The sequence below is a fragment of the Sulfurovum sp. genome (assembly GCA_020525365.1).
GTDB lineage: Bacteria > Campylobacterota > Campylobacteria > Campylobacterales > Sulfurovaceae > Sulfurovum.
Genome location: JAIZOF010000001.1, coordinates 1,192,865 through 1,217,559, shown reverse-complemented (window position 1 = coordinate 1,217,559; position 24,695 = coordinate 1,192,865). Strand labels below are relative to the sequence as shown.

The following is a 24,695-nucleotide window of genomic DNA, read 5'->3' as shown; positions in this document are numbered from 1 at the left end:
TTTAGCCCATTATTAATCTATTGATATCGTTATAGAGTCCTAACATCATTAAGCCTCCAAGCAGTATCCATCCGGTGATGGTCATGTAGTACATTACCTTCTCATTGGCTTCTTTGCGTGCAATCATTTCATAGAGATTAAACACAATGTGCCCACCATCAAGTGCTGGGATGGGAAAAAGATTTAATATGCCGAGGTTGACCGAGATAAGTGCAGTAAAGAAAAAGAGTGCCAATATACCCGCATGACTGGCTTGGGCAGTGACGTCGACAATGGTAATGATACCGCCAAGGTTTTCTGTACCTACTGCACCGGTAATGAGTTTTTGAATACCTTCAAAAATGAGACTACTTGCCTTGAGTGTTTCGCTCCATGCATATCTGAAACCCTCCGTAAAGCCATAAACTACTGTAGTCTGTTTAAGCATGGGGCTGATGCCGATGATGCGACGGGTGATTGGTTCGCCAAAAGTATTTTTATCTTCAATGACCTTAGGTTTGAGTAGTAGGGTTTTGAGATGGTGATCTCTTTCAATCATTAAGGTGATTTTTCCTTCATGGGCATTGATCTGTGTGCCAATCTCTTCCCAGTAGTGTATATTTTCCCCATTAATCTGTACAATTTTATCTTCTTTCTGTAATCCTGCCTGCAGTGCTGGTGAGGTTTTGCTTACCTCTCCAATGTACGGCAACAACTTAGGTACACCCATGTAGGCAATGGTAAGGTAGAGTAAAAATGCCATTAGAAAATTAGCAAAAGGACCAGCAAGTAAAATGATGATACGTTGCCATGGTTTTTTACTATTGTAGCTATCAGCATCGAGGCTTTTTATGGTTGGATCAGTATCATCTTGCCCCTTCATCTTAACATAGCCACCAAGAGGTATGGCAGAGATGCTCCACTCGGTCTTGCCTATCTTTTTGATCCAAAGACGTTTGCCAAATCCAATACTGAAGACATCAACCTGTACCCCAAAAAAGCGTGCAGCAATGAAATGCCCCAACTCATGAAAAAAGATAAGAACCGACAAAACCAGCAATGCAACTAAAATACCCATATTCATCCTCAGCATAAACCCTCATTAACTGGGTTTAGTTTTTCAAGATTATATCTAAGTGCACTAAAAATTGATATGTGAATCAAATTTTTGTCCACTATTATTTTTCACAACAGCTTTTATTATGGCAAGGCTCTTTTTTTGTCATATAGGGTTTGATTATAAACCAAAGTATGAAACCCCAGAGAATAATACTACTCAATATGGTAATCATACTACCATGCTCATCTATATGTATGAGTGATGCAGGATTGATGCTTGAAGCATCAAAAAGGGCATCAAGCCCCAATCCAAAGAGAATGCTACCAACAATAATACTACCAAGGTAGATGTAGAGTGAACGGGTTCCGAGCATCTTTTTGACCACACCAATAGTAACGGTGTTGGTTGCTGGTCCTGCAGAGAGAAAAACAAATGCCGCACCGGCACTTACACCACTAAGCATTAGTCCTGCTGCAATGGGAAGTGATGCTGTAGCACAAACATACATAGGTACAGCAATGATGACAACAATAAGGTAGCTTAGCCAGCTGTGGTCGATAAGTATTTTATTGAGATTATCAGGAATGACTACAGTAACCGCTGCACCGATAAGTAGCCCCCAAAAGAGTGGTTTTGCAATGTCTCCTAGAAGGGTGATAAAACCGTAATGTAAGGCAGAAAAAAACGAGAAGGTATATTTTTTTTCATTATTACAACAAGGGTTAGGGTTACAGCACGAAGGACTCTCTTCTTGTTTCTTATCAATAAGGTTTGTTAGTATCCCTGCCATGATGGCAATAATCATTGAGGTGATAATACGATAAATCGTGAAAATCCATCCAAATATCCCATAGGTAGCAAGTATGGAGTCAGCACCAGTAATGGGGGTTGAAATCAGAAATGAGAGGGTGGCTCCTTTGCTGGCACCACTTTTTTTGATAGAAGTTGCCAAAGGAATAACCCCACAAGAGCAGACTGGTAGGGGAATGCCAAAGAGGGTAGATTTGATTACTGACCCTATATTGTCTTTTCCAAGATGTTTTGTGACAATGCTATTGGGCACTAGTTCATGTAGTATGCCAGCAAAAAGTAGTCCAAAGAGAATATAGGGTGCCATAGCATAGCTAAGATATATGAGTGCTTGCCAGAAATCTACCAGAAGTGCCATTGTATTTCCTTCGCATCAATTTTCATATCATAACATTAGAAGCTGTAATTTCCAATGAAGCGAAATTGGTTATGGTCTACAATATTGTCATCCTTGTGTTTAATAAGAGCATAAACGGTAGTGAGGGTAATGTGATTGTTAGGACTGTATTTAATAACAAGGTCTGTTTCGGATGCATGGTGGTGTGTAGTGAGAGTATCTGAACGGAACATTCCATAATAAACACCAAATGTTGTGTTGACAGGTATATTGACAGTAAACCCACCCATCCAAGCTGTTCCTTTACCAGCAATAGTATCAATTGTCTGATCTTCCATGGAGGTAAAAAATGGACCACCTCCAAGTGAGAGATCTATGGCACCTGTTTGTCCATTGTCTTTGTTGTAGGCAACCATGAGGGTTGTACCCCTTTTTTGAAAGTTGATTTTAATATTTGTACCAAAAGTAGAGGCATCCTTTTTCCCCAAAAGAGCCTTGCCGCTATTTTGACCGTGGGCATACTGAAGACCAAGTGTTGTCACAATAGATTTGGAGAGCATCTGTGTGTAATCTGCTTCTGCATAAAGTATGTCTTCAATGTTGTCATAGCGGTAATACCATAAAGAGAGAGAAGTATCTTGAATACCCTCATAAGAGATGCTCATATAGTAGACCCCACCTGTCTCTTCATTTGCACCAAGTACCTGTGAGATATTGACAAATTCAGACGCATTTACGCCATTCTCCCATCCTGCCATCTTGTCAATCAAGCCTACCGCTAGCATTAGGTTTTCAATAGCAGTATTGGTGATAGTATAGGCGGTAAAATAGTTTGGTATCATACGGATATCATCTGCATCTACCAAAGGTGTATCAAGTGTCTGGCGACCAAGTTTGATGTGAGTATTTTTCCATTTGGCATCAATGAAAGCTTCGGATAGAGTAGAAAAACCCTTACCATTGTTATCAAAAAAGTCACTGTTTTGATGTAGGGGGTTTTGGTTTCCACTAGGGTTAAGTACTGTGTAGGCCGAAAGTGCTATCATCATGCCATTCCAGCGCTCAGTATCAACATGCATATGTCCACCGAGTGCACAGGCAGAAATAGGCTGCGCACCATTTTTTTTGAATGTGATATACCCTGTACGCAACTCTCCTTCGGTATGTACTGTTGTGTTGTGGGCACCAAGGGCTCCTCTGATGCTTTGTGTTGAAGTATATGGTTTAGTATTGAGCATGAGGATATTCTCACTCCCCGTACTATATGAAGCAATACTCATTATCATTAAGAATGATATAGTAAGTTGCTTGAGATGTATCATTTTTTATCTCCTAAAACTTTTTTATTTCTATTTTCTCTGCCTCTTCGGCACGTAGAGCAATGAGAGTATTGTCTATTTTTATCTCCATAGTCTGTTTGCCTATGGAGCACCCTTTAACTGTCAGCTCCTCTCCTCGTATTACGCCAAAAGAGTTAAGACGGTCTTTGAGTATTTTATTGGCATGTATTTTGATAATTTCAGCTTTGTCACCCTTGTGCAGTTGGTTTAACCTCATATTAGCCCCCTGTGATTATTGATGTCATTTTGTATGCAAGAAAACTTAGTATCCATGCAGTTGCTGTGGTCATTATAAACAGGTAGGCTAAATATTTCCAGCCTCCAGCCTCTTGCGTGAATACCATAGATGCTGCCAGACATGGAAGGTAGATCATAATAAAAACAATAAAAGCAATAGCAGATGCAAATGGGATATTGGCTTTGATTTGAGTGGTTAACCCTTCATTTCTTTCATCTACTTCATCACCTAGTGCATACAGCACACCAAGTGTAGATACAACTACTTCCTTGGCTGCTAAGCCAGTCTCTAATGCAACTGCCATGCGCCAATCCATGCCAAGAGGAGAGAAGAATGGTTCAGATGCATGCCCAATCTCTCCAAGATAACTCCTCTCAAGTTCATAGAGTTTAACTTGATTGGTATCAAGGTTTTCTGGCACATTGACCTTTGGGTAATTGCTTGCAAACCAAATAAGAATAGAGGCAGCCAAAATAAAGGTACCTGCTTTTTTTAAGTAGGATTTTGACTGACCATAAACGGTATGCCAAATGAGTTTAAAAGAGGGAAGTCTGTATTTTGGCATCTCCATAACAAAAGGCTCATCTTCTCCCTTGAAGACAAATATTTTAAGTATTTTTGCCATAAAAAGTCCAAGAACAGCACCTGAAATATAGATAATGAATAAAATATTTCCTGCCTCTTTCTGGGTAAAGAATGCACCTGAAAAAAGAACATAAATAGGTAACCTTGCACCACATGACATAAAACCAATAATAAAAAGTGTAATCAGTCTGTCTTTTTCATTCTTGAGTGTACGTGCCGCCATATAGGCAGGAACAGAACAACCAAAGCCTGTTACAAGTGGGATGAAACTCTTTCCGTGTAGCCCAAACTTGTGAAAGAAACCATCTAGTAAAAAGGCAACACGACTCATATATCCGGTGGTTTCAAGTAGGGCTATTCCCAAGAAAAGAATCATAATATTGGGAAGGAACATCACAACGGCACCGACCCCAGCAATGATACCGTCTGCAACAAGAGAACCGAGTTCTCCTTTGTCAAGTAGATTGTTTGCCTGATCGCCAAGCCAACTGAATGCAGCATCAATATAGTCCATAGGGACACTTCCAAGTTCAAAAGTTAGCTGAAAGAGACCCCACATAAAAAAGAGAAAAAGAGGTATACCTAAAATTTTGTTAATAAGCAGGTTATCAATTTTCTGTGTCAAATTCTTTGCACGCATACGCTTAAGTGACATTACCTCCATCTTTGCCCCTTTGGCAAAGGAAAAGTGCTCATCGCTAAAGATCTCTTTGAGATTTTTGGTATCCATGTGTAGGTAAATGTGCTCAAGTGCTTCACGCAGGACTGGAAGCAGTTCTATCCAAATGGGTTCGTCATGCATCTTCTTGTAGATCTCTTTGTCCTCCTGTAGGAGTCTAACAGCGAGATGGCGATAGGGGAGGTTGCTTTTGTACTTTTTTTCTTTTAAAAAGGTAATAATGTGATCTATCTCCTCCTCAATGGGATCGGAGTAGATTACTTTAGCGGTAACTTCAGGATTTTCGTAGACTTCAACAATAGCATGTTTTAGCTCTTCAATACCCTCTTTGGTTACTGCAGAGGCTTTAATAACCGGTGTTCCTAAGATGGCAGAGAGTTGTTTCTCATCTATCTCTATGCCTTCTTTTCTTGCTTCGTCGATCATATTGAGTACAACGATGACTCTTTGTCCAGTTTCGAGTAGTTGTGTAGTAAAGAGGAGATTTCTCTGAAGGTTGGTTGCATCAACTACGTTGACTACAAGGTCATACTCATCACTCTGAAGAAAACTTTTTGTCACTTTCTCTTCAATGGTATACTCTGTAAGAGAGTAAGCACCAGGAAGATCGATGATGTGTACCTCATAGTTCTTGCATTTTATGTTATTGCAAAGTTGAAAAATAATTTCTGTTTTGTCAACTGTCACGCCTGAGAAATTACCCACTTTGAGTTTGGCATTGGAGATGGTATTGATGAGGGAAGATTTTCCTACATTGGGCTGCCCTGCCAAAGCTACAACAATCTTTTCCATAAATTAATCCTTTTGAAAAATTAAAATGAAAATAGTTATCATTTATTATTTCATAGAAATATACTACCAGCTAGCTTAAAAAGAGGTAAAAATGACAATAATAATTAGGGTATTTCAAATATTATATAGTCAAGAAATAACATCATAAATAGAAGAGAACCACTTCCCTAAAAAGGGAGTGAGTAGTTAAAGTTCAAAAGGAATTTTTGTTTTTACAAACAGAGTATTTTTTCTCTTAGAATTAGTCCTTTCGTCAAAATTGAGACCAATTTCTGCATTAATATAAGCAACCTCAATATCTACTAAATCTAGCTTTGTAGTTGCAGTCAATGCAGCTTCTTTTACGTCCATATTGTTAGTATTTCCTGCAACATGCGTATAGTGTGCATTCAGCTTTACTGAAGAGAGATTATATTGTGCACCTACTGCAAATGATTTTGCATTTCTTGCACCAACATACCCATAGTTCCAATACGATTCAGTATATAGTTTAGATTGAGAACCGTATGTATGTCCTGTTGCGATATTAGAGATATCAATACCATCGGTATTACCCGTTGTGGAAGAGTATGCACCATAAGCATTCCATGCACCTTTACCATACCCAAGTTTTACAGCAAATCCACTTGTTTTATTACTATTTTCTACAAGTTCAATTTCTGTATACTGTGCACCTAGCACAATACCCATTATGTTACTATCAGTTTGCATCCAGTAAGCAGTTGCAATGCTTGGAGCCTTGTAGTACCATGCTTGTGTTATAGTATTGGGAATTAGCTTTGTCACTACAGCAAAAGCATATGTTGGTTTAGGTTTGCTACCTAATACCCTACTAAATGTAGCCATTCCACCGTTCAAATCAGTACCATTTGCATCGACTACACCTGTTCCTGATATACCGTTCCCTCTCCCTATCCATATTGCAGTTAAAGTGGTTTTAGGAATATCATTATTGGTGATAATGGCAGCATCAAAAGTATTTTTTGCAATATTCCATGTTTCAGTAAAGAAAAATGGAGTATCCAGTGCTTGACGTCCGACAGTCATAGCGAGAGTATTGTTTAATTTAATTTGCATATTGAGTGTATCGATCCAGTACGCATCACCTCTACCTTTCTTATTGTTATGCTTTACCCACGAATACCCAACAAATTCACTATCAACACCAAATAGGGAGAGACTTTGGAAACCTGCATTTAGCACTACTGTATCATTCATAAGCGATCGGGTATAATCAACTCTTGCTCCGAAATCACCAATAGAGTTTGGTTTTCCAAATAAATCTTCTTTTGGATTAGCAGTATTTTCCACTTCTGTTCCATAATAGATTCTTGCATCTCCGGATATTTTACTATTATTAGATGCAAATACGGAGCTGATCATAAAGATTATTGCCAAACTAAATTTTACCAATTTCATATTTTCCCTTTATCCTTTATATTGCAATCGCGATATAACTCTAACATAAAACTTTATAAAAAGTCAATAAAATATAACCTTATTGTTGATATTTATAAAAATAAACAATAATTAATAAAAATTAATATAATGAGTAAAAGAAGAAAGGAGACCCCTCCCAAAGGAGAGAGGGGGCATAAAGATTAAAGATTGAAAGGCTTTTTACTAGATGGTTTCTTTCCTGAAGTTTGCAGGCTACACGGAAGAGTTTCATCCCACTTGTAACAGGCTTTGGTTGTTCCGTTCCTGCCTATATAGCGGCACGTGTACACTCAAGAATGAAAAAAGACAGACTGATTACACTTTTGTGTGGTTTATGTCATGTGGTGCAGAGTTGCCTATTTATGTTCTTTTCAGGTGCATTCTTTACCAAGAAGGAGGCAGAAATATTTATTCATTATCTATATTTCAGGTGCTGTTCTTGGACTTTTATAGCAAAATGCCAAAATATTTGTCTTCAAGGGAAAGATGAGCCTTTTGTATGGAGATGCAAAATACACAGACTTCCCTCTTTTAACTCATAACCTTATTGTTGATATTTATAAAAATAAACAATAATTAATAAAAATTAATATAATGAGTAAAAGAAGAAAGGAGACCCCTCCCAAAGGAGAGAGGGGGCATAAAGATTAAAGATTGAAAGGGAGTTTTGCCATTACAAGTACGGTATTCTCTTTTCTAGAACCTTTTTCTGCATTGATATAAGCAAGATCAACATTGACTGAACTTAGTTTTGTGCTTGCAGTTACTGTAGCCTCTTTAAGATCCATGCTACTATTGTTGCCTGTAACATTTGTATATTGTGCACCCAACTTCACTGAAGAAAGATTATATTCTCCACCTACTGCAAATGATTTTGCATTTCTTGCACCAACATACCCATAGTTCCAGTATGACTCAGTATAGAGTTTAGACTGAGAAGCACCAGTAAGTCCTGTCGCAATATTGGAGATATCAATACCAGTAGCATCATCTGCTGTGGCAGAGTATGCACCATAAGCACTCCATGCACCTTTACCATACCCAAGTTTTACAGCAAATCCACTTGTTTTGTCTCCTGATGCTGTAAGTTCAGTTCCTGCATACTGTACACCCAAGTCTACACCCGCTACATTACTGTCAGCTTGTGCCCAGTAAGCAGTTGCAGCACCTGGAACTTTGTAGTACCATGCTTGTGTTACGGTATTAGGAATCAGTTTTGTTACTGCAGCAAAAGCGTATGCTGGCTTACCACCAAATGTATGCATTCCACCATTAATGTCAGTATTGTTAACTTGAACTACTTTTCCAGGACTACCGTTTCCTCTACCTACCCATGCTGCAACTAAAGTAGTTTTAGGAAGATCACTGTTTGTTGCAACAACAGCATCAAAAGTATTTTTTGCAATACTCCATGTTTCAGTAAAGAAGAATGGTGTATCCAACGCTTGACGTCCAATGGTTACAGTCACATTCTTTCTTAATTGAATTTGTGCATTGAATGTATCAATCCAATATGCATCTTGTACAGCACCTGCACCATGTCCTACCCATGTACCTCCAACAAGTTCACTTTCAAGACCAAGTGTGGAGAGACCTTGAAGTCCTGTATTTAGTGTTAGTGCACCCCCCATGAGTGAGCGAGTATAGTCAACTCTTGCCGCAACATCACCAAAAGAGTTTACTTTTCCAAACAAATCTTGTTTAGGACTAGCAGTGTCATCAGCCGTTGTTCCATAATAGAGTCTTGCATCCCCAGAGACCTTACCGTTATCAGCCGCAAATGCAGCACTGACAGCTAAAATTGCCACTAAGCTAAGTTTTGTAAATTTCATGTTTTTCCTTTATGTTGTATTTACAATCTAAACTCTACCATAAAAATCAATGAAAAGTCAATAAAATATTTATTTTTATAAAAAAATTAAATAAAGAAGGGTATGAGGGAGAAGGAAGTCTTGGTAAAAAGAGATATGGACGTAATGGCTAACTGTATGTTAAATTGATATATACATATGTTTAAAAAAATCCCTTACATACTCATAACCAGAGTAGAGTGTCAGTATTACAGTGATCCAAAGAAGAAGTGTTGCACCAGGCCACCTCATGAGCAGGAAGCCAATGGCAACCATTTGAGAAACAGTTTTAAGTTTGCCCATCCATGAGGCTGAGATATCTAGTCCTTGAGAGACAGCAGAGACTCTTAGACCAGTAATAAAGAGTTCACGAGTAAGAATGAGAAAGATCGCCCATGGTGAAGCAATACCTTGCATCATGAGCCCGAGAAAACCTGCAAGTGTGAGCATTTTGTCTGCCAGTGGATCAAGAATGGATCCAAGTATGGTTACCTGATTGAAAGTACGAGCAATATATCCATCAAAGAAATCAGTTGCTGAGGCAACTACAAAGATGAAAGCAGCAAAATAGTTTAGCCAACTAGGATGGATGCTTTTGAAGTTCTCTATGTCTTGATTGACAAGAAATAGAAACATTAGTGGCGCAAGTAGTAAGCGAATAAAGGCAAGAGTGTTTGGAATATTTAAAACCTGTACAGATGTCTTCATGTTTAACACTTTTCCTTTAGCATATATGCTTTGTGTCTCATTCTTGTATATATGGGAATGAGACACAGTTTTAATACTTACCTAAATGTTGTTCCACCATCTACAACAATGGTTTGCCCTGTAATCCAGCTTGCTTCATCGGTACAGAGAAAATAGATAGCACCCGCAAGGTCTTTTGGGTCTCCCATACGGTTGAGTGCAGAGCGCTTAATGGTCTCTGCCTTGACCTCTTCATAGTTGGTAAATGCTTTGAGTGCATCGGTGTCAATAGGTCCTCCACTCACAGCATTGACACGGATACCCATCTCACCAAGTTCGACTGCCGCATAGCGTGCCATTGCTTCGACTGCTGCCTTGTTGGTACCATGACCAGCATAATTTTCAATATAGATTAGATTACCTGTAGAAGAGAGGGTAACGATGGCACCACCACCAACCTTTTCCATACGTTTTGCTGCCTCTTGTGAACCAGCAACAAAGGCACCGACAGTAGCAGTATAAATATTAGTCAGACCTTTTTTGGGGCGAAGCTTCATAAATTTACCATATCCACCTATAATAGGACGTCCATAAATCATAGCATTATTTACAAAAAAATCAACACGGTCAAAATCCTCATCAATAGCAGCAAAGAGAGGCTTAAATTGGTCGGTATCGAGAATGTCAAGCGGGTAGGCTTTTGCCTTGATACCATATCTATTTTCAAATTCAGAAGCAATTTGATCTGCAACTTCTTTATTGGAGTTGTAAGTAAATGCTATATTAACACCATTTGCAGCAAATTTCTCTGCACATGCTTTTCCAATGCCCTTGGTTGCACCTGTAATGACAACAGTTTTATCTTTCATTTTGTTCACTATATTACTCCTACGGTATTGTATTGTTTCATAATATCTTCAATTTTTTTCATACTTTTGTTACTTGGCTGCACTAATGGCAGTCTATATTCAAGTGTCTCTGTCAGTCCAGCAATATACATTGCTGCCTTGATAGGGATAGGGTTACTTTCACAGAAAAGTACTTTATTAATTGCAAACAAATCATCATTGATTGCTTTTGCAGTCTTAAAATCACCCATCAGTGCGGCATGTACTAGTTTTGCTTTCATGTCAGGAAGTAGATTGGAAGTAACAGAGGTTACCCCCTTCCCTCCACTTGCAAGGATAGGAAAATCAATGGCATCATCACCACTAAAAATATAGAGGTCAGGTACCTTTGCCAAAAGCTCAACGGTTCGTTCAATAGAACCTGTTGCTTCTTTGATACCCATGATGTTGGGTACGTCGTCAAAGAGTCTTTTGACAGTATCAGGCAGAATGTCTACTCCAGTACGTCCAGGGACGTTGTAGAGCATGAACGGTACCTCTACAGCACTTGCAATGGCTTTATAGTGTTGATAGAGCCCTTCTTGGCTTGGCTTGTTATAGTAGGGACTAACCGAGAACAGTGCATCAACCCCACACTGTTCAGCATGTTTAGCAATATCAATTGCCTCATGTGTAGCATTGCTGCCTGCTCCTGCAAGCACTTTGGTTTTGGTTCCTTTGCAGACCTCCACCGCAATTTCAATGCAACGTTTGTGCTCATCATGGCTAAGTGTGGCACTTTCACCTGTTGTACCAACTGGACAGACAGCATCGATATTGTTGTCTATCTGGCGTTGGATGAGTTTTGCAAAGGTTGGCTCATCAAGCTGACCATTCTTTAGTGGTGTAATAAGTGCGGTGGTCGCACCTGTAATGTAGTGATGCATATTGTTTTCCTACTGTTTGGCTTCTTTATATTTTTTGAGTATTACGGTTGTAGAGTGGTTATGATCAAAGTATTTTTTTGCCACACGTACAATATCTTTGAGTGTTATTTTATCTAAATTCTCTTCATATTCAAGCAAAGGTCTTAGATTGCCTTTGACAAGATAGTCTCCATAAAGGCTGGCAAGGTTATTGGAAGCTTCTAATGAGTAGATAAATTCTGCTTTGGTATTAATCTTGACTTTGTCAAGTTCTGCTTGTGTAACATCACCATTTTTAAGTTTTTCCAGTTCAGAGAGAATCTCTTTTTCAACATTTTTGACTTTAGCACCAGGATTGACCATTGCCATAATAAGAAAGATACCAGGATCTTTCAACTCCATATTGTAACCATAGATCTGATTGGCTAGGTGTTTCTTGTGGACAAGAGTACGTTCAAAGCGAGAACTCTTGCCTATACTAAGAATATGGCTGATGGCAGAGAGTACAACTTGATCTTTATGCTCAAAGTTTGGAATACTATAGGCAATAGCAATGGTGTCGACCCGATTACTCTTTTTGTGTAGAATAGTACGTTTAGCACCATCATTTCTAGGCTCTGTAGTAGTAACTTCAGGAATGGTATGCTCATTTTTAATCTTACCAAACACTTTTTGTGCCTTGCTGAAAACAGTTTCAGGTGAAATATCTCCAGCAACGACTAAAATAGCATTACATGGCTGATAGTAGCGGTGATAGAAGTCCCTAATATCTTCAATCTTCCAGTGTTGAATATCTTCCATGAAGCCAATAGGCATCCAGTGATAAGGGTGATGGATATAGTGGGTATTAAAAAGCCTAAAGTAGAGGTAGCCCATGGGATTGTTTTCGGTACGCAGTCTACGTTCTTCGGCAACAACATTACGTTCTCTTTGGAACTCTTTGTCATCAAGCTTAAGATTGTGCATCAGTTCAGCAAAAAGATTAAACGTCATACTAAGGTTTTTAGAGGCGGTCTTAATGTAGTAGTGGGTCTTGTCAAATCCAGTTGCAGCGTTATTGACACCACCTTTGCTTTTTACAATAACATCAAACTCACCCTCTTTAAGCTTCTTGGTTGACTTGAAGCTAAGGTGTTCGAGCATGTGTGCCATACCACTGCTTTTACCCATGTGTTCGTTACGGCTTCCTACTTTATAGTAAATATCTGTCGTGATGACACCCGAGTTATTATCCATAGGAATAACAACTATTTGTAGTCCATTTTTTAGTGTTTTAGTGTAGTGCTTGGGCAGTGAATTTGCCATTAAAACTCCTGAGATTAAAAGTAACATAAGCATTATTTTTTTAGTGAAAGATAGATAGTAGAGATTGAATGATGATATTATGTGTCTTTCTACAACACTTTCATTGATGATGGGGTAGATCAATCGTTCTCCTCGCACACTTTTTGTATTTTACAAATCATTCTATGCCTATCGCCATTCACTACCTATTGCTTCATCAATATGATTGTAGCCATCTTCTTTCAGTAGTGCAATGAGACCTTCATTTATCTCTTTAATAAGAGCAGGACCTTGATAGATAAACATACTATAGACCTGTACCAGAGAAGCACCTGCTTTGATGCGTTTGTATGCTTCCTCTGCAGAGTCAATACCACCTACAGAAATAAGTAAAGTCTTGTCATGTAGTTCCTTGCCAATAGCCCTAAAGAGCTCATAACTTTTTTGAGCCAGCAATGCACCACTGATACCACCAAACTCTTTGGCAGATGAAGTCAGGGAGTAGTCTGTGGTAGTGTTGGTGGCAATAATGCCTGCAGCACCCGCTTCAACAGCAGTATTACATAAGGCAACAGCATCTTCTGGGGTCATATCTGGTGAAATCTTGAGTAAAACAGGCTGACTGGTGATATGTTTTGCCATAGTGAAAATATCTTTAACAAATTGCTCATTTTGTAAGTTTCTTAGTTTAGGTGTATTGGGTGAGGAGATATTGATGACAATATAATCACCATGATCCTTAAATTTATGAAAAAGTATTTCGTAATCTTTAAGCGCTTTCCCTTCGGAAGTAATTCTATTTTTACCAATATTGATACCGACAGGGTAGTCAAAGAAGCAGAGCTTGTTAAGCCGTTGAAGCATATAGTCCATGCCGTAGTTGTTGAATCCCATGGCATTTTGAATAGAACGATCTTTAATGAGACGGAAGAGCCTTGGTTTAGAGTTTCCCTCTTGTGGTTTGGGTGTCACGGTACCAATCTCAGTGAAACCAAACCCCATAGCTGATATGGCAGTAATGTACTGTCCATTCTTATCAAATCCTGCACCAAGCCCTACAGGGTTACAAAAGGTATGCCCAAAAAATACTTGTGCGAGCATAGGATCACGGACAAAAAATTTCTTTGAAAAATATCGCATAATAGGTGGAAAATATTGTATGCCTTGTAGCCCAAAACCCACAAAGGTGTGCGCGGTTTCAGGGTCAAGCTTAAAGAGAATTTTTTTAAAAGTTTCGTAGTTTAAAAGTGACAAGATCTACTCCATGATTTTATGATTACGATATGGAAGAATTGTACCCAAATCTCAATAAAAATAGTGAAGTGAAAGCGTTACACCTCGTGTAAGGTCGATACTATCTAAACGCAGATAGTCTATGATTTCTTGTGATGTAGTTCCTATGTCGTTAAGATATTCTACCCGCTTCACACGATTGTAATGGTATCCAATGTCAATATCGACAATATCGGTAGCATAGATAATAAATCCTCCCTGAATTCCATAATCATATCCATGGCTACGCCTATTCTTATAGTAGTGGTAGTTGAGATTTACTCCAAAGTAGGGGCGCAACTTCGATGTACCAAACAGCTCATCACGCAGGATATAATCAACGTTAACACCAGTGCTACCATAATAGGTCTTACTTTTGTCATATTGAAGCGTAAAAGTGGTTCGCCAGCGTAGAGACTGTTTTCCTATATGGATAGAGCTGATTTTTCTATTGCGGAAATCCTTTTGAGAGGTATCCCACTGAGTTTCAAACCCTCTATCGTAACAGGTGCCCGTACCAATAAAAGCAAACTGTTCTCCAAAAGAAAATTTATCTTCAGAACTAAATTGTCCTTCTGCTATCAAAAATAGTGGTAAAAATAAGATCCAAAATTGTCGTTTCATTGTACTCTCTCCCATATTGTATTTTTTGGGGTATCCATAATAGCAATACCCATTTTGGCAAGCTCACTGCGTATAGCATCTGAGGTAGCAAAATCTTTAGCTTTTTTAGCTTCTATGCGTTTTGCAAGCAATGTTTCTATCTTCTCTTTAAGGGGTTCATCGACACCAATTTGAAAGTATCGATAGGGGTCCTTTCCTCCAAAACCAAGTAGTTTTTCAATAAAGTCAATATTGGCAATGGTCTCTTCTTTGAGTATCTTCTCTTTAGGGTTTTCATCAAGTTTATCATTGGTTTGCGTAATCATCTCATCAATAATAGAGAGTGCCACAGAGATATTGAGGTCATCACTCATGGCATCAAGAAGTGCTTGTTTAAATACTTTATTGACCACAGAGGCTTTGCTTGGAAGTAGACGTTTTTTTAGGCGATAGAGTTTATCTAGACGCTTCTTGGTACTTTGGAGATCTTCTTCGTTAAAATTGAAATCATTTCTGTAGTGTATTGAGTTAAGATAATAACGCAGTACTTCGCCATCATAGATTTTAAGGGCATCTTTAAGAAAGAAGGAGTTACCAAGGCTTTTGCTCATCTTTTCACCATCAATCTGCACAAAACCATTATGCATCCAGTATTTAGCAAGTTCACGTCCAGTAGCACAACGACTCTGTGCTGCTTCATTTTCATGGTGAGGAAAGAGTAGGTCAGCACCACCCCCATGAATATCGATACTATAGTCATCAGTACTATTAAAATGTGTTTCGATCATTGCTGAGCACTCAATGTGCCAGCCTGGGCGACCAAGAGAGAATGGGGAGTCAAAGCAGATATCCTCTTTATCTTTACACGCTTTCCAAAGAGCAAAGTCTTTGAGGTTTCGCTTTTCACTATTGTGTTCAATACGGCTTAATGTATTGTCATCGTGAGCTACCTTGCGAGAAAGCTTTCCATAACGAGTATCTTTAGATGTATCAAAGTAGATATCACCACTACCAACTATATAGGCATACCCCTTGTCGATAAGAGTTTGTATCATTTTTTTTATGGCATCCAATGACGTAGTTGCCCTAGGCTCAATATCGGCACGCTGTACACCTAAAGCCGCCATCTCTGTTAGATAACGGTCAATATAGTATTGGGTAACCTCTTTCATGCTTTTACCAGTTTCTATGACCTTTTGAATAATTTTATCATCGATATCGGTAAAATTTTTACCCATTGTAACTTTATAGCCAAGGGTATTGAGTGTACGAGAGAGAAGGTCAAAAGCAAGTGCACTCCTAGCATGCCCAAGATGGGCATCATCATAAACAGTTGGTCCACAGACATAAATGCTAACCTCTCCTGGAACAATAGGCTCAAAATGACATTTGGTTTTAGTAATGCTGTCAAAGAGTTGCATAAAATACCTTGAAATAAATTGCGTGATTATAGCAGACAAATTATTATAAGGACAACAATGAAGATATTAGCGTATATAAAAAAGTAGCCAATTGTTCACAAAATAGAATAAAAGAGCAAAGAGAAGCATAAATAAAATAAAATAAAATAATCGCTTATCGATAATCACTCTTTTAAATCTTTTTAGCCCCACCTCTTGAATAGTAAATAAAAATAGTACCCATCCTCCAATACTGCCTGCTAGTGCTAAACCAGCTGCACCCATGGGGTGTATTAATACTAGAGAAGTGGCAATAGAGGCGATAAGCGAATAGATAGAAATCTTTGCTGCTTTTTTGTGCCTATGAGAAGCGTAGAGAAAAAGTGAGAAGAGTTTTGCTAGTCCAAAAGGAAGCAACCCTACCATGTACATCTGAAGTACAAAAACAGTTTGTAGTGTCTCTGTGCGGGTAAATTCTCCCCGCTCAAACAATAACCAGATGATAGGTTCTGCCAATAATATGCCTCCAATCATTGCAATACCAAGCAAGAATGCCAAAAGCCAAAATGCTTGTGTTAGACCAGCATAAGCTTTTTCTTCTTGGCCACTCTTGAGTGCCTTTGAAACAGAAGGAAACAGTACGGTTGCTGTGGCAATAGCGATGACGGCAAGCGGTAGCTGAAAAATACGGTTGGCATAGAAGAGAAAAGAGACTGACCCTGTCATTAAGAAAGTGGCAAGCATGGTGTCAAAAAAAGCAGAGATTTGTGGTGTAGAGTTGCCGATGATTCCTGGTAAAAAAAGTGATTTGAAGTGCCTCTCCTCTTCTTGAACATCTTTTTTATTACGGTATTTCCATCCAGCGAGCAAGAGGCGATCAAGTTTAAAGTGGTGCAGGGTGACAAGGTGTACTCCTATTTGCAACACTCCTCCAAAAAGTACAGCAAAACTGACTGCGTAGACAATAGTCCGAGGATCCTCTTTCATATAGATCCAAAGTGCAAAAATCATTGAAATATTTAGTAGTGCTGTTGACATGGCAGTTGTGGCAAAATGCTCTTTGTACTGTAGTAAGGTTGACAAAAAAGTGACAACAAAGATAAGATCAAGATACCAAAAGTTAATTGCCGTCAATGGTGCAGCTTGTTCAATAGAGTGCCAACACCATCCCCACGCGAGCAACTTGGTCATAGGCTCGGGGAAAAGCATAATAATTAATGAAAATAAGATAAGAAAAAGTACAAAACGTACAAAGATAAAAGTAGCAAAAACCCCTTTGTGTTTAGATGCAATAAAAGAGGGCATAAAGGCTTGAGTAAAGGCACCTTCAGCAAAGATTCGCCTGAAAAGATTGGGTAGTTTAAAGGCGACAAAGAACATATCTGACCAAACTGAAGCTCCTAATGCAGATGCCATAAGCACATCGCGCCCTAAGCCAGTGATGCGGGAGAGAAGGATACCAAAGCTGTTCGTAAAGATAGATCGTAGGCGCATGAAACCCTTTATATTTTTAGATGCTATATTTTATCCTAAACTTTGTTTGAAGTAAAACCCAATGGAAAATTTAGGAAAAACATGACAATATGACATATTTTTAGTAGACAGGAATGGAGCGAGAGTATACTGTAAAAATTAAAAATAGGAGAAGTATATGATTGTAGGTATAGAGGGAGTCGTGGAACGAAAAGATCCAACCTATTTACACATGAATGTTAATGGACTTATCTATGAGGTGTATGTTTCTATCAATACCTCAAATGCCGTCAATGACAACAAGGTAAGACTCCATGTAACACAGATTATTCGTGAAGATACCAATGCACTGTATGGATTCAAAGAGATAAATGAGAAAAAGATGTTCGATACACTCATCAAGATTAATGGGGTGGGACCCAAGGTGGGATTGGCTGTTTGTTCGACTTTTACACCAGAGACTTTTGCTAAAGTGGTGGCAAGCAAAGATGTTGGTATGCTCAAACGGGTTCCAGGCATTGGTCCCAAGGCAGCAAGTCGTATATTGGTAGAGTTGGCAGATTTTATTATTGATATCGATCACAAAACAGACAGCATCAGTAGTGCAATGGGTGAAGCAGTGATGGCACTTGAGAGTCTTGGTTTCAAAAAAGAGGCAATACAAAAAGCACTTTCTGGTATTGGTGGCGACACAGTAACCATGGTTAAAGAGGGACTCAAGAAACTACAACGATTATAATGTACTATTAAAACGATACTATAAACCCTTTAAGCTATAAAATATTAAGATATACTTATATTTAATAATAATCATAGACTAAAAGGAGAGAACATGAAAATACATATGCTGATTTTAGGACTAATGATTGCTGTTTTGATGGCTGGATGCGGAAGTAGCGATAAGAATGACTCATTTGGTACATCTTCATCTAACTATGTCTTAACTGCTGGTAAATCTTCATCTAACTATGTCTTAACTGCGTGGAATGATTTGGGTATGCACTGCATGGATGGAAATGACTTTTCAGTATTTTCTATTTTGCCTCCCTACAACAATCTACACGCTCAACTAAAAAAGAAAAATGGAGATCTCGTTACTAGGGGCGTGACCATTACTTTTGAATCTACCACAGGTACTGATGGCAAGATCAATACCAGCAGTAGTACCAAAACAAACTTTTGGAACTTTAGCAATAAGCTATTTCCAAATTCTAACTTGACAGCAGATACAGGACTTACTGGCACCAAAACAGCAAGCAGGGGACCTCAGGCACTTACTTTTAATGCTACACATGGCTGGTGGGAGGCAGAAGGTATTCCTATAACTCCATATAATGATGATGGAAGTAAAAATTACTATCCGCTGGTTAAAGTTGTAGCAAAAGATACACGAGGCAATATACTCGCAACCACCAAGACCGTACTTCCTGTGAGTGATGAACTCGATTGCAAACGTTGTCATGCCAGCAACAGTACACTTAATGATGCAAGACCCACAAAAGGGTGGGTGAATAATGCCAATCCAGAAAAGGATTTTAAGTTAAATATTCTACGTCTACACGACCAGAAGATACCAAATGCTGTATCGAACAATATTGGTTTGCTTCGAAAAAAAGGGTATAACTATCATACTAGAGGACTTGAAGCAACTGCCAATAATGGTACACCAGTTCTTTGTGCAGCATGTCACAAATCAAATGCATTGCCTAATGTTGGTATTGGGTTTGAACCTGGTGTAAATATTAAAGCCTTTACTGCTGCTATTCATGCCAAGCATGCATTGGTTAAGGATCCTACCAATCACAACATGTTACTTGGTGATAGTCAAAATCGAAATGCCTGTTATGCTTGCCATCCAGGCTCTCAGACCAAATGTCTCAGGGGTGCAATGGGTGATGCTAAAGATGGTAACGGAAATAATGCTATGCAGTGTCAAAGTTGTCATGGGGATATGCATGCGGTAGGTGATCGTACCAGAAAAGGATGGCTAGATGTACCAAACTGTCAAGCGTGTCACCACACTAATGCTAATGGTAATCCTGTTAGAGAAACCTCTGCAGTACTTACCAATGGCACACTTAGGGCTGTAGTCAACAGTAAGTTTGCAACTATGCCAAACACCCCTACACAAGGAGTTAGCCTCTATCGTTTCAGTAAAGGGCACGGCAACTTGCAGTGTGAAGCATGTCATGGATCGCCTCATGCAATCTATCCGGCACATAATGCGGACAACCTATTAAGTAAAGGTATTCAAGGGCATGCGGGTACTATTGGTGAGTGCACTGCTTGTCATGCCAGTGTGCCTAATACCGTCAAAGGAGGACCGCATGGTATGCATCCTGTAGGACAAAACTGGGTTAGGCGTCATGAAGATGCTGCAGAAAGAAATGTGGCACAGTGCAAAGTATGTCATGGTCAGAACTATCGAGGTACGGTACTCTCCAAGACATGGACAGCACGCTCTTTCTCAACCGAATGGGGTCAAAAGAATTTTTCAAAAGGTCATAAGATTAGTTGCTATGATTGCCATAATGGTCCAGAAGTTGATAATGATGACCATGAGCTCCAATGATGACATGGTTCACGATCATGCCCCAGACGAGCCCCAATGACTATGGTTCACGATGACATGATTCCAATGACGACCATGCCCGGATGATGACCATGATGATTAAAACCTACCATAGAGTGTGGCACCATGATTGATGGTACCCGCTCTTTGCGATAACCAGATAATAGTTAGATTATTTCTATATATTCTAGTCTGTTGTTATGATTTTTACCACCTTTGTGGTTTGCCACCATGATTTTCACGATTATTTTCACGATTATTTTCACGATTATTGTTACGAGTGCCATTATGATCTCTGCCTTCCATGTAGTCAGGTCTACCATCATGATTATCATCATCTCTCATATTGGGAATACCATCATGATCATCATCCTCATAGGCATCAATGGTGCCATCCCCATCTAAATCTTCATAGGCATCAACAATCCCATTGTTATTACTATCCATAACCCGTCCATGTCGTACATGCAAAGAAGCAGAGGAGCGGTTATGATCGCGTAGTTGGTTGAGGTGTATACGATACGGAGTATCGCTGACATGGTCACCATTGCCATCAGTAATATCATTTGGACGAAGTGCCAAAGGGATATGCCCGAGGTCAATATCTCCTTGCAAGGAGAATGTTACATCCTGAGTACCGTTAGCGTCAACAAACCCAATAGGTGTTATGACCCTATTTGTCGGATCATTTTCATTGGTGGTCATCACTATCCGGCAATTTGTATCTGCTGGAATTGTCAGTAAAAATGGGTGTTTTGATGTATTGTTATCCGTGGAGTTAACTGAATGATAGCTCCCATCTTCACAGAACGCTTCAATGAGGGTGCCAGGCACAGTTCCTTTTACTGTTACAGTTGATTTTTCACTTCCGCCACAACCAATTATGGTTAACAGTATTGCTATACTCGATAGGGTTGAAATTGAGTATATTTTCATATTTTTATCCTTCCTTTGGGTGATTTTTTCTGTAATATTTTAAAATAAAACAATATATATTATAACAATAAAATAATTTAAAAGTCAAGAATGATTGTGATTTGTATGGTATCTGCTAATTCTTGATATAATGATACCTATGAAACAACCAATACTCATCATAGGTGGAGGAGCAAGTGCATTGATGCTCGCCTCTTTGCTTCCAAAATGTAGTGCCATTGTAGTGGATGCCAATCCAAATTTGGGCGCAAAAATAGATATTTCTGGAGGGGGAAAGTGCAATATTACTAATGAGAAGATGGATGCCTCTTTCTTTTTGGGAGATTGGAATTTCATCACCTCGGTCTTGGAATGTTTTGACCAAAAGAGGTTGCTTCAGTGGTTACAGCAACGAGGGCTAGAACCTGTTTTAAGAAAGAAGGGTCAGTATTTCTGTCCACATACCTCAAAAGAGCTTTTAGGCATACTGCTCAAGGAGAGTCAAAAGCAGAAGTTCTTTGCCAATGAACAGGTCATAGAGGTATGCAAAAAAGGTGAGATGTTTGATGTTAAAACCAACCGTAGAAGTATCAAAGTGGCTTATGTCATTGTTGCTTCTGGGGGGCTGAGCTTTCCAAGGCTCGGTGCCAGTGGGATTGGTTATGAGATTGCTGAGTATTTTGGACACACTATACAGAAGACTGCACCCGCACTGGTGGGGTTTACCGTACAAAAAGAGCAGTTTTTCTTTAAAGAACTGAGTGGTGTTTCGACGGAGGTGGTCATTGATGTCAATGGAAACAGCTGTCAAGGCTCACTACTTTTTACCCATAAAGGCATCAGTGGACCAGCAGTGCTTGATGCTTCACTTTACTGGGAAAAAGGAAAGATTAGTATTGATTTTTTACCCAAATTTGATTGGGGAAAATTAAAACAGAGTAAAAAACAGCTCACCTCTTTACTGCCTTTGCCTAAACGTGTTACGAAAGCATTTTTATCACAATGGGGATTACAAGATATATCTGGAAGTGCCATCTCTTTAGAGATGTTACAGCAACTACAGACACTTCACCGGTATACATTTGCTCCAGCAGGTAGTTTTGGCTACAGTAAAGCCGAGGTAACCAAGGGTGGTGTATTGACAAGTGAGATTGATGCAAAAACCATGCAGAGCCAAAAACAACAAGGACTCTTTTTTATTGGTGAGGTGTTAGATGTAACGGGACGTCTTGGAGGTTACAACTTTCAGTGGGCATTTTCAAGTGCATATGTGTGTGCCAAAGCGTTAATGTTTCAAAATACATTGATCAAATAGACTTCTTGAGATTATAGTATGTAAATATGCTGTGTGTAAATATCTCTAAATTAGGTACCAATAACGAAAGAGGGTGTGACTTGGCTTATGTTCTTTTAGTAGTGTGTGGGGTTTTTCGTTGGCAAGGAGTCTGGCAAGCTCTTTCCTAGCCAGTTAAGAGAGTAGCTCTCTTTTGAAAGCTCAAGCCCACTCTCTCCTACAATCTCCTCCATCTTATGAACGATGAAGTTGCCGTCTTTATTAAAATATTGCAGAAAATATTTTTTGAGAAGTTTTACTTGTTGGCTATTGGCTATCACATCTGTATTGTCATTGAGAATCTCTTTTTTGGCATGCGTCTCTCTACCCTTGTCAAATATTCAAATAAAATTAATATTGATTATGCTACAAGCATACTTCTATTCTTTTAACTAAATTGCTTGATTGGGTATCCACCCAGATGCAAATACTCTTCACAGGAAGTGTGAATGCTTTTTCCTCTGGCAAACCGAAGCCATCACATTAACGTCCTGAAGAGTATTTGCATCTGGGTGGATACCCAATCAAGCAATTTAGTTAAAAGAATAGAAGTATGCTTGTAGCATAATCAATATTAATTTTATTTGAATATTTGACAAGGGTAGAGAGACGCATGCCAAAAAAGAGATTCTCAATGACAATACAGATGTGATAGCCAATAGCCAACAAGTAAAACTTCTCAAAAAATATTTTCTGCAATATTTTAATAAAGACGGCAACTTCATCGTTCATAAGATGGAGGAGATTGTAGGAGAGAGTGGGCTTGAGCTTTCAAAAGAGAGCTACTCTCTTAACTGGCTAGGAAAGAGCTTGCCAGACTCCTTGCCAACGAAAAACCCCACACACTACTAAAAGAACATAAGCCAAGTCACACCCTCTTTCGTTATTGGTACCTAATTTAGAGATATTTACACACAGCATATTTACATACTATAATCTCAAGAAGTCTATTTGATCAATGTATTTTGAAACATTAACGCTTTGGCACACACATATGCACTTGAAAATGCCCACTGAAAGTTGTAACCTCCAAGACGTCCCGTTACATCTAACACCTCACCAATAAAAAAGAGTCCTTGTTGTTTTTGGCTCTGCATGGTTTTTGCATCAATCTCACTTGTCAATACACCACCCTTGGTTACCTCGGCTTTACTGTAGCCAAAACTACCTGCTGGAGCAAATGTATACCGGTGAAGTGTCTGTAGTTGCTGTAACATCTCTAAAGAGATGGCACTTCCAGATATATCTTGTAATCCCCATTGTGATAAAAATGCTTTCGTAACACGTTTAGGCAAAGGCAGTAAAGAGGTGAGCTGTTTTTTACTCTGTTTTAATTTTCCCCAATCAAATTTGGGTAAAAAATCAATACTAATCTTTCCTTTTTCCCAGTAAAGTGAAGCATCAAGCACTGCTGGTCCACTGATGCCTTTATGGGTAAAAAGTAGTGAGCCTTGACAGCTGTTTCCATTGACATCAATGACCACCTCCGTCGAAACACCACTCAGTTCTTTAAAGAAAAACTGCTCTTTTTGTACGGTAAACCCCACCAGTGCGGGTGCAGTCTTCTGTATAGTGTGTCCAAAATACTCAGCAATCTCATAACCAATCCCACTGGCACCGAGCCTTGGAAAGCTCAGCCCCCCAGAAGCAACAATGACATAAGCCACTTTGATACTTCTACGGTTGGTTTTAACATCAAACATCTCACCTTTTTTGCATACCTCTATGACCTGTTCATTGGCAAAGAACTTCTGCTTTTGACTCTCCTTGAGCAGTATGCCTAAAAGCTCTTTTGAGGTATGTGGACAGAAATACTGACCCTTCTTTCTTAAAACAGGTTCTAGCCCTCGTTGCTGTAACCACTGAAGCAACCTCTTTTGGTCAAAACATTCCAAGACCGAGGTGATGAAATTCCAATCTCCCAAAAAGAAAGAGGCATCCATCTTCTCATTAGTAATATTGCACTTTCCCCCTCCAGAAATATCTATTTTTGCGCCCAAATTTGGATTGGCATCCACTACAATGGCACTACATTTTGGAAGCAAAGAGGCGAGCATCAATGCACTTGCTCCTCCACCTATGATGAGTATTGGTTGTTTCATAGGTATCATTATATCAAGAATTAGCAGATACCATACAAATCACAATCATTCTTGACTTTTAAATTATTTTATTGTTATAATATATATTGTTTTATTTTAAAATATTACAGAAAAAATCACCCAAAGGAAGGATAAAAATATGAAAATATACTCAATTTCAACCCTATCGAGTATAGCAATACTGTTAACCA

Annotated in this window: 22 protein-coding genes; 4 read left to right on the top strand and 18 right to left on the bottom strand. The window is 38.9% G+C overall.

Annotation, left to right across the window (positions count from 1 at the left end):
• Position 1: 1 nt before the first annotated feature.
• From rseP to murJ, 15 genes are all read right to left on the bottom strand, one after another.
• Positions 2-1,057 carry an RIP metalloprotease RseP gene (rseP, locus tag LGB01_06080; protein MCB4753769.1) on the bottom strand — a complete coding sequence of 352 codons (1,056 nt, stop codon included), beginning with the start codon at positions 1,055-1,057 and terminating at the stop codon, positions 2-4.
• 100 nt (positions 1,058-1,157) lie between these two features.
• A complete protein-coding gene (locus tag LGB01_06075; protein MCB4753768.1) occupies positions 1,158-2,207 on the bottom strand; it encodes an SO_0444 family Cu/Zn efflux transporter in 1,050 nt (349 codons plus the stop codon).
• A 35-nt stretch (positions 2,208-2,242) separates the two neighbouring features.
• Positions 2,243-3,508 (bottom strand): OprD family porin, encoded by a 1,266-nt coding sequence (locus tag LGB01_06070; protein ID MCB4753767.1) that lies wholly within the window; start codon positions 3,506-3,508, stop codon positions 2,243-2,245.
• Between the two features lie 10 nt (positions 3,509-3,518).
• Positions 3,519-3,743 (bottom strand): ferrous iron transport protein A, encoded by a 225-nt coding sequence (locus LGB01_06065; GenBank protein ID MCB4753766.1) that lies wholly within the window; start codon positions 3,741-3,743, stop codon positions 3,519-3,521.
• Between the two features lies 1 nt (position 3,744).
• On the bottom strand, positions 3,745-5,820 hold the full coding sequence (gene feoB / locus LGB01_06060; protein ID MCB4753765.1) for a ferrous iron transport protein B: 2,076 nt from the start codon (positions 5,818-5,820) through the stop codon (positions 3,745-3,747).
• A gap of 186 nt (positions 5,821-6,006) precedes the next feature.
• The gene (locus LGB01_06055; GenBank protein MCB4753764.1) at positions 6,007-7,239 is read right to left on the bottom strand and encodes a hypothetical protein; all 1,233 of its coding nucleotides are present in this window, start codon (positions 7,237-7,239) and stop codon (positions 6,007-6,009) included.
• Positions 7,240-7,907: 668 nt separating this feature from the next.
• Complete coding sequence (locus LGB01_06050; GenBank protein ID MCB4753763.1) at positions 7,908-9,092, bottom strand: hypothetical protein; 1,185 nt, start codon at positions 9,090-9,092, stop codon at positions 7,908-7,910.
• Between the two features lie 159 nt (positions 9,093-9,251).
• Entirely contained in the window at positions 9,252-9,818 is a 567-nt protein-coding gene (gene pgsA, locus LGB01_06045; GenBank protein ID MCB4753762.1) for a CDP-diacylglycerol--glycerol-3-phosphate 3-phosphatidyltransferase, read from the bottom strand.
• Between the two features lie 77 nt (positions 9,819-9,895).
• On the bottom strand, positions 9,896-10,666 hold the full coding sequence (locus tag LGB01_06040) for an enoyl-ACP reductase (GenBank protein ID MCB4753761.1): 771 nt from the start codon (positions 10,664-10,666) through the stop codon (positions 9,896-9,898).
• An 8-nt stretch (positions 10,667-10,674) separates the two neighbouring features.
• Positions 10,675-11,571, bottom strand: coding sequence for a 4-hydroxy-tetrahydrodipicolinate synthase (dapA, locus tag LGB01_06035; GenBank protein MCB4753760.1), 897 nt, complete (start codon positions 11,569-11,571; stop codon positions 10,675-10,677).
• A 9-nt stretch (positions 11,572-11,580) separates the two neighbouring features.
• On the bottom strand, positions 11,581-12,855 hold the full coding sequence (locus LGB01_06030) for an insulinase family protein (protein MCB4753759.1): 1,275 nt from the start codon (positions 12,853-12,855) through the stop codon (positions 11,581-11,583).
• Positions 12,856-13,023: 168 nt separating this feature from the next.
• Positions 13,024-14,088, bottom strand: a complete 1,065-nt coding sequence (locus LGB01_06025) for a quinone-dependent dihydroorotate dehydrogenase (protein ID MCB4753758.1) — start codon at positions 14,086-14,088, stop codon at positions 13,024-13,026.
• 51 nt (positions 14,089-14,139) lie between these two features.
• Complete coding sequence (locus LGB01_06020; protein ID MCB4753757.1) at positions 14,140-14,730, bottom strand: hypothetical protein; 591 nt, start codon at positions 14,728-14,730, stop codon at positions 14,140-14,142.
• Positions 14,727-16,130 (bottom strand): cysteine--tRNA ligase, encoded by a 1,404-nt coding sequence (gene cysS / locus LGB01_06015; protein MCB4753756.1) that lies wholly within the window; start codon positions 16,128-16,130, stop codon positions 14,727-14,729. Before cysS ends, LGB01_06020 begins: the two co-directional genes overlap by 4 nt.
• A gap of 66 nt (positions 16,131-16,196) precedes the next feature.
• Positions 16,197-17,603: a murein biosynthesis integral membrane protein MurJ gene (gene murJ / locus LGB01_06010; protein ID MCB4753755.1), complete on the bottom strand. Its 1,407-nt coding sequence runs from the start codon at positions 17,601-17,603 to the stop codon at positions 16,197-16,199.
• Between the two features lie 157 nt (positions 17,604-17,760).
• Between murJ and ruvA the strand changes: the two genes are divergently transcribed.
• Together ruvA and LGB01_06000 are read left to right on the top strand one after the other, a co-directional pair.
• The gene (gene ruvA / locus LGB01_06005; GenBank protein MCB4753754.1) at positions 17,761-18,321 is read left to right on the top strand and encodes a Holliday junction branch migration protein RuvA; all 561 of its coding nucleotides are present in this window, start codon (positions 17,761-17,763) and stop codon (positions 18,319-18,321) included.
• Between the two features lie 93 nt (positions 18,322-18,414).
• A complete protein-coding gene (locus LGB01_06000; GenBank protein ID MCB4753753.1) occupies positions 18,415-20,154 on the top strand; it encodes a cytochrome c3 family protein in 1,740 nt (579 codons plus the stop codon).
• Positions 20,155-20,361: 207 nt separating this feature from the next.
• Here the strand turns inward: LGB01_06000 and LGB01_05995 are convergent, their stop codons facing one another.
• Positions 20,362-21,090 carry a hypothetical protein gene (locus LGB01_05995; GenBank protein MCB4753752.1) on the bottom strand — a complete coding sequence of 243 codons (729 nt, stop codon included), beginning with the start codon at positions 21,088-21,090 and terminating at the stop codon, positions 20,362-20,364.
• Positions 21,091-21,229: 139 nt separating this feature from the next.
• Between LGB01_05995 and LGB01_05990 the strand changes: the two genes are divergently transcribed.
• Positions 21,230-22,384, top strand: coding sequence for an aminoacetone oxidase family FAD-binding enzyme (locus LGB01_05990; GenBank protein MCB4753751.1), 1,155 nt, complete (start codon positions 21,230-21,232; stop codon positions 22,382-22,384).
• A 95-nt stretch (positions 22,385-22,479) separates the two neighbouring features.
• Here the strand turns inward: LGB01_05990 and LGB01_05985 are convergent, their stop codons facing one another.
• Complete coding sequence (locus tag LGB01_05985) at positions 22,480-22,683, bottom strand: hypothetical protein (protein ID MCB4753750.1); 204 nt, start codon at positions 22,681-22,683, stop codon at positions 22,480-22,482.
• Positions 22,684-23,050: 367 nt separating this feature from the next.
• Between LGB01_05985 and LGB01_05980 the strand changes: the two genes are divergently transcribed.
• Positions 23,051-23,254, top strand: coding sequence for a hypothetical protein (locus LGB01_05980; protein MCB4753749.1), 204 nt, complete (start codon positions 23,051-23,053; stop codon positions 23,252-23,254).
• 95 nt (positions 23,255-23,349) lie between these two features.
• On the opposite strand, the gene LGB01_05975 is transcribed toward LGB01_05980, so the two are convergent.
• On the bottom strand, positions 23,350-24,504 hold the full coding sequence (locus LGB01_05975) for an aminoacetone oxidase family FAD-binding enzyme (GenBank protein MCB4753748.1): 1,155 nt from the start codon (positions 24,502-24,504) through the stop codon (positions 23,350-23,352).
• Positions 24,505-24,695 lie beyond the last annotated feature (191 nt).